The organism is Rurimicrobium arvi (assembly GCF_039540495.1).
Lineage (GTDB): Bacteria > Bacteroidota > Bacteroidia > Chitinophagales > Chitinophagaceae > Rurimicrobium > Rurimicrobium arvi.
On sequence record NZ_BAABEZ010000004.1, the window covers coordinates 276537 to 288524 of the forward strand.

11 protein-coding genes are annotated in these 11988 nt (G+C 49.8%); 8 read left to right on the forward strand and 3 right to left on the reverse strand.

The genetic code is table 11. The features are described from left to right. Window positions 1-103 precede the first annotated feature (103 nt). Complete coding sequence (locus ABD846_RS04020; protein WP_344822907.1) at window positions 104-1078, forward strand: chorismate synthase; 975 nt, start codon at window positions 104-106, stop codon at window positions 1076-1078. 32 nt (window positions 1079-1110) lie between these two features. On the opposite strand, the gene ABD846_RS04025 is transcribed toward ABD846_RS04020, so the two are convergent. Continuing rightward, complete coding sequence (locus tag ABD846_RS04025) at window positions 1111-3369, reverse strand: S8/S53 family peptidase (protein ID WP_344822908.1); 2259 nt, start codon at window positions 3367-3369, stop codon at window positions 1111-1113. 106 nt (window positions 3370-3475) lie between these two features. On the opposite strand from ABD846_RS04025, the gene ABD846_RS04030 reads away from it, so the two are divergent. Genes ABD846_RS04030 through ABD846_RS04045 form a run of 4 tightly spaced genes read left to right on the forward strand, consistent with a single transcriptional unit; the run spans window position 3476 to window position 7766 of the window. Then, complete coding sequence (locus ABD846_RS04030) at window positions 3476-4861, forward strand: LutB/LldF family L-lactate oxidation iron-sulfur protein (RefSeq protein WP_344822909.1); 1386 nt, start codon at window positions 3476-3478, stop codon at window positions 4859-4861. Beyond that, window positions 4862-5773 carry a GNAT family N-acetyltransferase gene (locus ABD846_RS04035; RefSeq protein ID WP_344822910.1) on the forward strand — a complete coding sequence of 304 codons (912 nt, stop codon included), beginning with the start codon at window positions 4862-4864 and terminating at the stop codon, window positions 5771-5773. It abuts the gene before it with no gap. Then, on the forward strand, window positions 5770-7080 hold the full coding sequence (locus ABD846_RS04040; RefSeq protein WP_344822911.1) for a polysaccharide deacetylase family protein: 1311 nt from the start codon (window positions 5770-5772) through the stop codon (window positions 7078-7080). Before ABD846_RS04035 ends, ABD846_RS04040 begins: the two co-directional genes overlap by 4 nt. Then, window positions 7077-7766: a class I SAM-dependent methyltransferase gene (locus ABD846_RS04045; protein WP_344822913.1), complete on the forward strand. Its 690-nt coding sequence runs from the start codon at window positions 7077-7079 to the stop codon at window positions 7764-7766. The genes ABD846_RS04040 and ABD846_RS04045 overlap by 4 nt, the downstream gene beginning before the upstream one ends. Here the strand turns inward: ABD846_RS04045 and ABD846_RS04050 are convergent. Continuing rightward, window positions 7750-8508 (reverse strand): shikimate dehydrogenase family protein, encoded by a 759-nt coding sequence (locus ABD846_RS04050; protein WP_344822915.1) that lies wholly within the window; start codon window positions 8506-8508, stop codon window positions 7750-7752. The two genes, ABD846_RS04045 and ABD846_RS04050, sit on opposite strands and share 17 nt — an antisense overlap. Before the next feature lie 42 nt (window positions 8509-8550). Continuing rightward, complete coding sequence (locus tag ABD846_RS04055) at window positions 8551-9312, reverse strand: phosphosulfolactate synthase (RefSeq protein ID WP_344822917.1); 762 nt, start codon at window positions 9310-9312, stop codon at window positions 8551-8553. A gap of 133 nt (window positions 9313-9445) precedes the next feature. On the opposite strand from ABD846_RS04055, the gene ABD846_RS04060 reads away from it, so the two are divergent. The 3 genes from ABD846_RS04060 to namA are packed head-to-tail and all read left to right on the forward strand — an operon-like array spanning window position 9446 to window position 11937. Beyond that, the gene (locus ABD846_RS04060) at window positions 9446-9739 is read left to right on the forward strand and encodes a hypothetical protein (protein ID WP_344822919.1); all 294 of its coding nucleotides are present in this window, start codon (window positions 9446-9448) and stop codon (window positions 9737-9739) included. An 18-nt stretch (window positions 9740-9757) separates the two neighbouring features. After that, on the forward strand, window positions 9758-10867 hold the full coding sequence (gene lpxB / locus ABD846_RS04065) for a lipid-A-disaccharide synthase (RefSeq protein WP_344822921.1): 1110 nt from the start codon (window positions 9758-9760) through the stop codon (window positions 10865-10867). A 2-nt stretch (window positions 10868-10869) separates the two neighbouring features. Further along, window positions 10870-11937 carry an NADPH dehydrogenase NamA gene (namA, locus tag ABD846_RS04070; protein ID WP_344822923.1) on the forward strand — a complete coding sequence of 356 codons (1068 nt, stop codon included), beginning with the start codon at window positions 10870-10872 and terminating at the stop codon, window positions 11935-11937. Window positions 11938-11988 lie beyond the last annotated feature (51 nt).

Genomic DNA, 11988 nt, shown 5'->3' on the forward strand with positions numbered 1-11988 from the left:
TGGGCTACAAAAGTAGCATTTTCCGGTTATCGTGCTTGTTTTCCGGGAAACTCCGCGGGATAGAAAACGGGGTTTTACAGTCAGTGTTTTTTACATTTGAGGTATGAATTCTTTTGGCAGAAAATTCTGCATACAGATCTGGGGCGAATCACATGGTCCGCATATCGGAATCACTATCGACGGTTGTCCGCCCGGAATTCCCCTAAGCACGGACGATTTTGTTACGGATCTTGCCCGGCGGAGGGCTGGTGCACCCGGTACCACACCGCGTACCGAGGATGATCTCCCGGCTTTCGCCAGTGGTGTATTTAATGGATTTACTACCGGTGCACCGCTGACCGTTTTGTTCACCAATCAGAATATACGATCTGCCGATTACGAGCATTTGCGTGCGACACCACGACCGGGACATGCCGATTTCGTATTACACAATAAACACAATGGTTTCAACGATTACCGGGGCGGCGGTCACTCTTCGGGCAGACTCACACTGGGTCTGGTAGCTGCAGGCGTTGTTGCGAAGAAAATTCTGGGAGAGGTTTCTGTTACTGCGTTTCTGCGTGAAGCGGGCGGAAGCACAGATATCGAGGCAGCAATACAGGAGGCTGTAACGCGTCAGGACAGCATCGGAGGAATTGTACGTTGTCAGGTTGCCGGACTTCCGGTAGGCTGGGGCGAGCCTTTTTTCGACAGTGCCGAATCGCTGATCAGTCATATCATTTTTGCGATACCCGCTATCAAGGCCATTGCATTCGGATCAGGATTTGATGCAGCACGTATGCATGGTAGCACACACAACGATGCCATTCTGAATGAGCACGGTGAAACCGCTACCAACCACGCAGGAGGAATTAACGGAGGTATTACCAATGGTAACGAACTGTATTTTGATGTGGCGGTAAAACCTACAAGCAGTACACCCAGGCCACAGCTCACCTGGAACCGCACTACAGGGTCCGTGGAAGAATTCACGGTTAAAGGCAGGCACGACCTGTGCATTGCATTGCGCGTGCCTGTAGTGGTGGAAGCCGCGACCGCAATTGCACTTGCAGATATGAAAATGGTGCAATACCGTTAAGCATTGCACCATTTTCCGTAAGCTCAGTAATATTACTGTATCTGTGTCTTGATCGATAAAGACCCTTTCTCATTGCCTACAGTAACAAAATACATGCCTTTTGCCACCTGGTTCAGGTTTAGGGGCAATATATTATGTCCCGCATTGGCCTTCCAGTCCTGATGCAACACCACCTTCCCGGAGATGTCCGCGACTGTTACCACATAGCTGGCTGCATCCGGTGCCTGCAAATCCAGGTTAAACGAACCTGTGTTGGGATTCGGCATCAATACCACATCCGGAGCTTCTGCACCACGGGGTGTAGCAATGCTCAATTCCTTCAGTAATTTACGGGCAGCGCCGTATGCGTTGATCTTTCCTTTGCCCCAGGTAGTGGTACCGCTCGCAGGAAGCGTTCCTGTGTAAAAATCCTGGATCGCAGTTTCGCCGATCAATGCAGCCAGACGTGCCGGGGTGAGTGTGGGATCAATCTGTAACAATAAAGCGGTGATACCCGCAGCAATCGGCGATGCTGCTGATGTGCCTGAAAATTCACTGTAGAAAAAGGAGTCGCCACTGGACGGAGCTGTATATTTTGCCACCAGCAGATTTGAGCTCGCACCACCCGGAAGATAGTCTGCATCCTGAGAATTGCAGGCGGTAGCTATCGTTAGCCCCGGTGCCGTAATATCAGGTTTGATACGGCCATCTACATAAGGGCCATGACTGGAAAAGCTTGCCAATTGACCTACGACGCCGGAGTATCCGAGCAGACTGCCATTGAGATTGGTGAATTTGTTTTTGGATATGTAAGCGCCTACCAGCAGAACCGATTTCCCGGCACCCATATCGCTGATCGTAAAATCGCGGTCTCCGTTCGTTGCCCCGGCAACTCCCATATCAGAGAATATGCAGTTATACCGGTACGTGTAGCCGTAATAGTAATATTCGTTCCACATGTCAATCGCGCCGCTTGTTCCGCTCACCTGGATACCCACACTGTCGTTCGACTTATTATAGATATTGATCGTGACCCGTGGCTTCATATTATACTCGGATGCAGACGTGATGGTCTCCACATAGCAGGTGTCAAGCCCGTTTTTTGCAATCAGCATATGCGACTTTGTTGTGTTGTCGATGCAGATCACACCAGTGGAATTGCCTTCTGTGCCACCGGCTGTATATAAAGAAGTTTTTACGCAGAAGGTTTTGGAAGTATCTCCCCATATATCTATCCATGTACGTTTTACGGGTGTGGTACTGAATTGCAGGAATGTCCTGATTGCGGTGTCGGAGCTGGTGAATGTTTTTTGCAGGTGAATAGGTGTACCACCATCATTACCGGCGCTCATTACAATGAGTTTCCCGGTGCCGGTCATCGCATCGAAAGCTTGGTTTACAAGAGAAGAACCATCGTGCGGACCTGAATGGGATCCCCAGCTGATATTTACTACTATCGGTTTGCCTACACTGGTGGCATATTGCATCATATAGTTTACGCCATCGATAAAGTCGGAGAAGCCCCCCGTGAGCCATTCCCCGCTCAGGGAATCACGGCGCACGCCTACCAGGATCATATCGCTTTCGTAAGCCATTCCTTTAAAGCGGCCCGCAGTGCCGAATCCGGAACCGGCAGCAAGCCCGGCTACACCGCTACCATGCGTTTGTACATTGTTATCTGTCTTGCGCGCTTTCAGTAGAGTAGTATCGCTGATTTCCGCCCCGTACGTGAATCCGCTCGGAGGTGTGCCACTCGCATTCATTTCCCATGCTTTGACGATACGGTAACGCTTTCCGCTGGTATCATACATGGTCGGGTGGTTATAGTCGAACCCGAAATCCATGATACCCACAATTACTCCCTTACCGCTGTATCCCTGCGGCAGGCCGATACCCTGGTGTACAGAATCGACGCGGGTGGTAGCCCTGGCGACATCCAGGTTCGGTATTACCGGCTCGTCCAGCTGGATGTAAGCAATCTCTTTTATCAGTGTAAACGCCTTCACCTGTGTCACGGGCACCTGCACCGTCCATATATTTCCTGCACGCGTACCTACGGAAGCACTGATACCGGACAAAGCCGTGGAGACCTCAGCCGCCTTTCCTTCTTTTATCTTGATAATAGCACTTACGCAGACACGTCCGTCCACCCGCTTTTTATACAGGTAGCCTTTCGGCAGTGATTCATTCTGAGCCATTTTCTGCGCGTCTTTCAGGTACATGCGGGTAAGCGGAGACAATCCGGGTCCCTCCTGCGCGATCGCACTCCAGGAAAGACCGGTTGCTAATAACAAAGCATAAAGTTGTTTCATAATATTTTTTTCAAAGCCTGATCAGTAAAGATACTAAAACTTTTCACCTGTTTCCCCCGGTCTGAGCCTGCCTGAATAACCCGTCTTAGTGAGTATATTTGCCTGAATGAATCAGCTACAGCACACGTTTCTTGAAAAAAGCGATGCAAAGGTGTTCGACGCCGAGCATAAGCGCAAAATATCCTGGAACATCAGGAAGTACAATGACGCTGTGCTGCGCGGCAAAGAGCAGTTTGCAGCATTGGAATGGTCGCGTAAAAAGGCCAAGAATATTAAGTGGCGCGCAATAGAGGAACTGGATCGTAATCTGGAGCAATTTGAAAAGCGGTTTACCGCTAATGGTGGCAAACTGCTTTGGGCGGAAGACGCGAAAGAAGCACTGGAGCATATACTGGCTATTTGTAAGGCGCATAAGGCGAGCAGTATCGTGAAGTCGAAGTCGATGGTGACGGAAGAAATCCATCTGAATGCCTTTCTTGAAGAAAACGGTATCGAATCGGTGGAAACCGATCTGGGCGAATATATTCAGCAATTGGACGGAGAACCTCCCTATCATATCGTCACGCCTGCGATGCATAAGAGTAAAGAAGATGTAGCGAAGCTGTTTCATGAGAAACTCGGAACACCGGCTGGCCTCAGTCCTGCCGAGCTCACATTGGTTGCCAGGGAAAACCTGAGACAGAAATACCAGTCGGCGCAGATCGGCATTACCGGCGCCAATTTCTGGATCGCCGATGCCGGTGCTGTTTCTGTAACCGAAAATGAAGGGAATGGCCGTTTAAGCACTGCCTTACCCAAAGTACATATCGCTGTCGTGGGTATTGAAAAAGTATTACCACGTCTGAACGACCTGGAGTTATTCCTGCCTCTGCTTGCGACATACGGAACAGGTCAGCGGCTTACTTCTTATAATACTGTTTTCTTTGGGCCCCGCAATGGGGAAGAACTGGACGGGCCGGATGAGATGTATGTGATCATGCTCGATAACGGCCGGACGAATCTGCTGGCAACACCGGAAGTGCGGGAGAGCATGTACTGCATCCGTTGCGGATCCTGCCTGAATGCGTGCCCGGTGTATAAAAACATCGGGGGACATGCATACGGCACAACCTACAGCGGCCCTATCGGGGCAGTGATAACACCGCACATGAAGGGTATGGAGTCGTATAAGCACCTTAGCTATGCATCCAGCCTCTGCGGCAACTGTACTGAGGTATGCCCTCTGAAGATCAATATACATAATATGCTGCTCAGTAACAGGCAGATCGCAGCACGCGACCATATGAACGGCTTCCAGGAGCAATTTGCATGGAAGATGTGGCGCAGGGGAATGTTGTCGCCACGTCTGTTGCAAATGGCGGGAAGTGGCATCAAAAACCAGGTTTTTCACGCGGTGTTCCGGCACTCCTGGGCAGATCACCGGGAGGAGCTGCATTTCCCGAAACAAACATTCCGGGAGCTTTTTACAAAAAGAAAATCAGGTAAGGAATAAGTGGGTGATAAAGCGCTATTTGCAGCAATAGAAGAGCAGCTGCCGGTTTTTTTTCAGAGCTGGTGGCTGGACATCGTTTGCGAACAGGCCTGGGATGTGGTGATGGAAAACGGAGCGTCAGGAGTTACTGTTGTATGGCCTTATTCCTACGTCCGTAAGGCAGGTATGCTGTTGTTGCGGAATCCGCCGCTTACACCTTATCTCGGCCCTTTGCGGATTACGAGACAGTCCTGCACGGGGGAAGAACTCAGTTCATTATACAAACGATTACCGCATTCTGCATTCCGGCAATGGTCCTGTATGCCCGGCATAAGCTATGAAGAATGGTTTACAGCTCAGGGATTGAGTTGTAAAAAGAAACGGACTTATCTGCTCGATTTGCAGTTGAGTGAGGATACACTCTGGAATGCGATTCATCCGAAGCGAAAAAATGCAATACGCAAAGCACAGCAGGATCTGTCGGTCGACGCATCCTTTCCGGAATTAAAAACGTTCATAGAATGGCAGTCCGCAAGTTTTACAGCCAAGGGTAAACCTTATCCTTACAGCGCATCCCTGTTGCAGCAGCTGATGCAAACCGGTGCCCGGAAAGGTTGTTGCTGCGCGTATACCGCCCGCAATGTGGCAGGTGAGATACAGGGAGCTATCTGGCTCGTTCAGGATAAAACCACAATTTATTACCTGTTGAGCGCAACACCGGCGCAAACGCACAGAGGAGCAGTTTCGCTGTTGCTGTGGGAGGCCATTCTCAAAGCAAAAGAGCAAGGTCTTTCCATTTTCGATTTCGAAGGGAGCATGGACGACGATATCGCTCATTTCTTCAAGCGCTTCGGTGGAAAGGAAACCTCTTATGAAGCTTTTCAGAAGACAGATTCGCTTATCTGGAAATTAAAACAACGGATAGCCGGATGATGCAACAGGCCGATATCACGATCCTGTGCCGTGAGCGCACACCACGATTGCAATATGTCTGCGACTGGATATTTTCAGCAATATTCGGATTGCGTTTCAGGCTTCTGTTGCCGGAAGAGAATCTTGCGGAAGACGGATCATTCCTGCTTGCATACGGGGTCATTTCCGCAAACACGCAATTGTATAATTGCGGGTTGCTGCACCAGCAAGGGATCGCACCGCAATCTGTGCAATGGTCTGAGTGGAACAATATCCCTGCTTTTTTTACCACGGATGCAGACATGGATATTCCGTTCGATGTGTTCTCGGCAGTTTTTTTCCTGATCAGCCGGTATGAAGAATACACAAATCACAAGCCGGACAAGCACGATCGTTTTGATGCGCGGGAAAGTATTTTGTTTCAGGCGCATCTGCTTGAACGTCCGCTGGCAGACGAATGGCTGCATGCATTTGGGTCATGGCTGAAAAATAAAGGACTGCCCGTAAAGCCCAAAGCATTCCGCTTTACGCCCAGCTACGATATTGATATTGCCTGGAGCTACCGGCATAAGGGTTGGTTACGCAATGCAGGCGGCTATCTCCGGGATCTCACACGCACTAATTTTCACGGGCTTCAGGCGCGTACACAGGTGTTGTCTGGCAGCGCTCCCGATCCGTACGACAGCTTCGGTTTTCTGGATCAACTACATGCCCGCTTCGGTTTGGATCCGCTGTATTTCATCCTGGCCGCAACGCAGGCAGATTCTTTCGATAAGAATATCGCCCCGGATCACCCGGCTATGCGTTTGCTGATCCGGCATTTGTCGGAACATTACCGCGTTGGTCTTCATCCGTCTTACAACAGTTCGGTGCGGGAACAACTCTTGCAGGCAGAACAAAAAATACTTGAAACGATTACGGGAAAGGCCATGACGCGTTCACGGCAGCATTATATCCGTTTCCGCCTGCCGGATACTTTCCGTCTGCTGTTACGCAATGGCATCAGGGAAGATTATTCCATGGGATATGGCACGCATCCCGGATTCCGTGCAGGAACAGGGAACTCTTTTTACTGGTATGATCTGGAACACGAAGAAGCTACCGTTCTGCGGATCACGCCTTTTTGTTTCATGGATACAACGGCTCATTACGAGCTTTCGCTTCCCGTAGAGCAGGCTTTCGGTTTGCTCCGTCGTATGCGGGACCGGCTTGCTGCTTCAGGCAGTGATATGGTTACCGTATTCCATAATTTCTCACTCGGTTCAGATCCGGTCTGGAAAGGCTGGCGCGATCATTACGAACAATTTATTCAATCAACAGTTTCATGAAAGATGTACTGGGGCGAGCGTTGCGCGAGCATTTTTTTGACGGACAGGAATATAAGCTCTGGGTTCATGATCACATAGGCCCGAAGGTAGAAATGCTTGTGCCTGTTTACTTCCGTGATTTTGATTCCATGCCAGATCTCGAGCAGACTGCCCTGGATCTGTGTTACGGTAAAGTGCTGGATATCGGTGCCGGAGCCGGCAGTCATGCGCTGGCTTTGGAAGACATGGGTCGCGACGTTACGGCATTGGATATTTCCGAAGGTGCAGTTGCGGTTATGGAAGCAAGAGGTGTGGAACAGTTGCTTCAGGCAGATATATTTGAACTGAAGGGACCACAGTATGATACACTCCTGTTGCTGATGAACGGCATCGGATTGGTCGGTTCCCTGAGCGGACTTGAACGCTTTCTGCTGCATGCCGGGCAATTATTACGTGAAGGAGGCCAGCTCCTGTTCGATTCGTCTGATGTGGCTTATCTCTATGAAGATGGTGCGCCAATGCCTAAAGACCGTTACTATGGTGAAATCGACTGCTGTTATGAGTACCGCCGCGTAAAATCAGAATGGTTTCCCTGGCTTTATATCGACAGGGATACGCTCTCAAAAATAGCAGAACCTTTGGGCTGGAGGGTAGAACTCATTGATGAGGACGAAACGGGGCAATATCTCGTCAGACTGTCACGATAGGTTCGGTCGCAAGATCATTCCATAACTCCCAGCTTCTTTCGGCCTGCAGCAGTAGCATTTCCAGTCCGTTTTTTACAGAAGCCCCCTGCTGTTTCCCCTTTTGCAGGAAAAGCGTTTCTTCAGGGTTATAGATAAGGTCGAACAGCAAATGGTCCGGTCCTAAAGCTTCGTAAGGAATAGGCGGGGCTGCACCGGTATCGGGCCACATACCCAGGGGCGTGGTATTGATGATCAGCAAATGCTCCTCAAGTACAGGTGGGGTAAGCGCTGCGTAAGCGCATCCTTTCCCTTCGGAAGAAGATACCGGCGTATACCCGATGTTCAACTGACGGAGCGCTGCAGTAACGGCTTTTGACGAGCCGCCGGTACCGAGCACCAGGGCTTTATAAGTAATATCTTTATGAAGCAGCGGTCTGAGGCTTTCACGGAATCCATACACATCTGTATTGTAGCCATAGCGTGTACCATCCTGTATGCGTATACAATTCACAGCCCCGATCTCTTTTGCAGATTCGCTGATATAATCCAGGAAAGGAATGACTGCTGTCTTGTAGGGAAGCGTTACGTTAAGTCCGCGCAGACCAGGATGCTGCCGTAATAATTCCGGTAATTGGCCGATATGTTCGAGTGGAAAAGCTTCGTAATGCAGATCTGATCCGGCTTCACGAAAGCGACGGTTGAAATAAGCAGGCGAAAAGCTGTGCGATAGCGGTTTGCCGATAATGCCGAACTGGATATTCATGACAGTAAAAAAGCGATTGTGAGTACAACCGCTTTCCAGATTTTATTTGTTCAGATACAAATGAAATGTGTCTCCACGCAGACCAATGCGCGTTGCTTCCAGTGGGATGAGATCTGTAGGTGCGATATTGCCGAGATTTACATTTGCTCCCAGCAACTCAAGGAAATAAACCTGCTGCGCTTTTTGCGGGGCTTCCCAGATGATCTGCTGTTCCGGGATTTGTGTCAGGATTTCCTGCACCAGTCCCTCACGCACCTCACCCGATCCCCTGTAAATACCTACATTACCCGCTTCGCGCGCTTCTGCGATCACATAACGGGAGCCCGCATTCAGCTCCGAACGCATCAGCTCAATCCATTTATAAGGAGGAATGATGTGGGTGGCATCTTTTGAACCCACTTCTGAAAAAACAGTTACTTCTTTGGCAAGACGTTCGATATAGCTGCATTTGGTAGCGTGGTCTATTGTCATGGAACCATCGGACACTTCCACATGTTTCAGGTTATACTCCTTTACGATGTTCAGGTAATCGTCAAATTGTCCCCTGATGGCAAACGCTTCAAAAAGGGTTCCGCCGAAATAAACAGGAATATCATGATCCTGATACACCTGTATCTTGGCCTTCAGATCGGGCGTAACTGCCGAAGTTCCGAATCCAAGTTTGATCAGATCAATATAGGGTCGCGCAACGGATATGAAATTTTTTACTTCAGCAACTGAAAGGCCTTTGTCCATGATCATCGTCAATCCGTACTCTCTTGGAACAGAGGTTCTTTCTGGTATATTCTTCAGTGGAAAATTCATGATAGTACGCTCAAATTTTGCTCAAAGGTAGCCGAAATGAAGAATTATTCCGAATGATAGGTGTCATAGTTTTTTTAACCTGAATTTCGTAGTCGTTTTCCTAACTTAGCGATTCATTTTTCAGCAACATAATATGAGACGAGACATTCCCATTGTTGGCTTTATTGTAGGAGCGCTGGTTCCTCTGCTGGGCTTTCTGGTGGTCTATTTTATTTTCAGGGGCGGTTCTCAGTCACTGGAAAACTTTATTACCAATTACTGGAAAGATAACAGAACTTTCGCTAAGCTGATGACGCTGAGTCTGCTCGCCAACCTGATACCTTTTGTGTACTGTAACTCTAAAAGGTATGATTACATATCGCGCGGAATTTTCATCGCAACCATGTTGTATGTCGTCTTGATTGTATTGCTGATGTTTGTTTGGTAGAATGCAACTGCTTTTTTATTGAAATACTACATCATAGCCGGCGAAGCCAGTGGAGATCTACACGGCAGTAACCTGGTGAAGGCGCTTCACCGGCAGGATAAAAACGCATCTGTACGCTGCTGGGGCGGTGATAAAATGCAGTCGGCAGGAGCAACGCTGGTAAAGCATTACCGGGACCTGGCCTTTATGGGATTTGTGGAGGTGATCAAACACCTTGGCACCATTATGGGTAATCTCTCTTTCTGTAAACAGGATATTACCGCATTCCGGCCGGATGTGATTGTATTGATCGACTATCCGGGTTTTAACCTGCGTATTGCCGAATGGGCTGCCGCGCAGGGATTTCCGGTAGTTTACTATATTTCCCCCCAGGTGTGGGCCTGGAAAGAAAACCGCGTGAAGCTGATCCGCAAAGTAGTGGATAAGATGCTCGTGATACTGCCCTTTGAACAGGAATTTTACCGCAAGTGGCAGTACGATGTGGTATATACAGGGCACCCGCTTCCCGAAGCCATACAGCAGCACCTGGACGAGGTTCCTGCTCCGCCGGCACCGATCCGCCCCATTGTGGCGCTGCTTCCCGGAAGCCGCAAACAGGAGGTGCTGTCCAAATTGCCGGTCATGCTATCCGTGGTACGTGATTTCCCGCAATATCAGTTCGTCGTGGCTAAAGCCCCTTCGCTGCCGGATGAACTCTTTACAGAACTGATAGGATCAGCGCCTGTACAAATCGCCACATCGGGAACGTATCAATTGCTGCGCCAGGCAAGTGCGGCACTCGTCACCAGCGGAACAGCCACGCTTGAGACTGCCTTATTCGGCGTACCACAGGTAGTGTGTTACCGCGGCAATCCTTTGTCGTTCTGGCTTGCGCGCAAACTGGTGAAAGTAAAATATATATCGCTTGTGAACCTGATCATGGATGCCCCCGTGGTAACTGAGCTCATTCAGGACGAACTAAACCACGAACGCCTGCGTGCCGAACTGGGTAAGCTGCTGCAGGATACACCTGAGCTGCGCCGCATGCGCGGGCAATACCAGCAGTTGCGCACATTACTCGGAACGGGAAACGCTTCCGATACAGCTGCCTCAGAAATTATTCATACCGCACAAAAAAAGAACCGATAAACATGTCTGAATTATTTAGCCCCCTGACGATTAAAAGTGTAACACTCAGAAACCGTATTGTCATGTCGCCAATGTGCCAGTATTCCGCAGAAGACGGATTTGCAAACGATTGGCACCTTGTACACCTGGGCAGTCGCGCAGTTGGCGGCAGCGGACTGATTATCATGGAGGCAACTGCTGTTGTTCCGGAAGGTCGTATCAGCTATGCGGATATGGGCATCTGGAAAGATGAGCATATAGCCCCCCTGAAAAAAATTACTGATTTTATTCATGCACAGGGTAGTGTGGCGGGTATACAGCTGGCGCATGCAGGGCGCAAAGCCAGTGCCGAAAAAGCCTGGAACGGAGGTCGCCAGATCGCCGAAGGCCCGAATAGCTGGACTACCGTTGCTCCTTCCGCCGTACCCTATCACGAAAAAGACCGTACGCCGCATGAATTGTCGGTTGCAGAAATAAAGGAGATTATCTCCGCGTTCCGGGATGCGGCAAGACGCGCACTTGATGCAGGCTTTAAAGTAGTGGAAATACATGCGGCACATGGTTACCTGATCCACCAGTTTTATTCCGCCCTGAGCAATTTCCGTACCGACGAATACGGAGGCAGCTTTGATAACCGCATCCGGTTCCTGCTGGAAATTATCGATGCGGTACAAACGGTCTGGCCGGCCGACCTGCCTTTGTTCGTACGTATATCAGCCACGGAATGGGTGGAAGACGCCGGCGCCTGGACAATCGAAGATTCTGTTCGGCTGGCAGCGATTCTCAAAGACAAAGGTGTGGACCTGATCGATGCGTCCAGCGCAGCTAATATCCCTAAAGCCCCTATACCGGTCGGGCCGGGCTACCAGGTGCCACTGGCCGCCGCCATACGCAAGGGTTCCGGGGTCATGACCGGAGCTGTTGGGATGATTACAGAACCTGAACAGGCAGAAGCAATTTTAAAAAGCGGAGCTGCTGACCTGATTTTTCTCGGCAGAGAATTGCTCCGCAATCCATATTTCCCGGTACAGGCTGCGCAGACGCTCGGAGCAGCATGGAAATGGCCGGATCAGTACGAGCGCGCAAAATAAAGGGAGAGACTATGAGGTGGTATCTGATTTTATTGACAGTCGTTGTTTTGC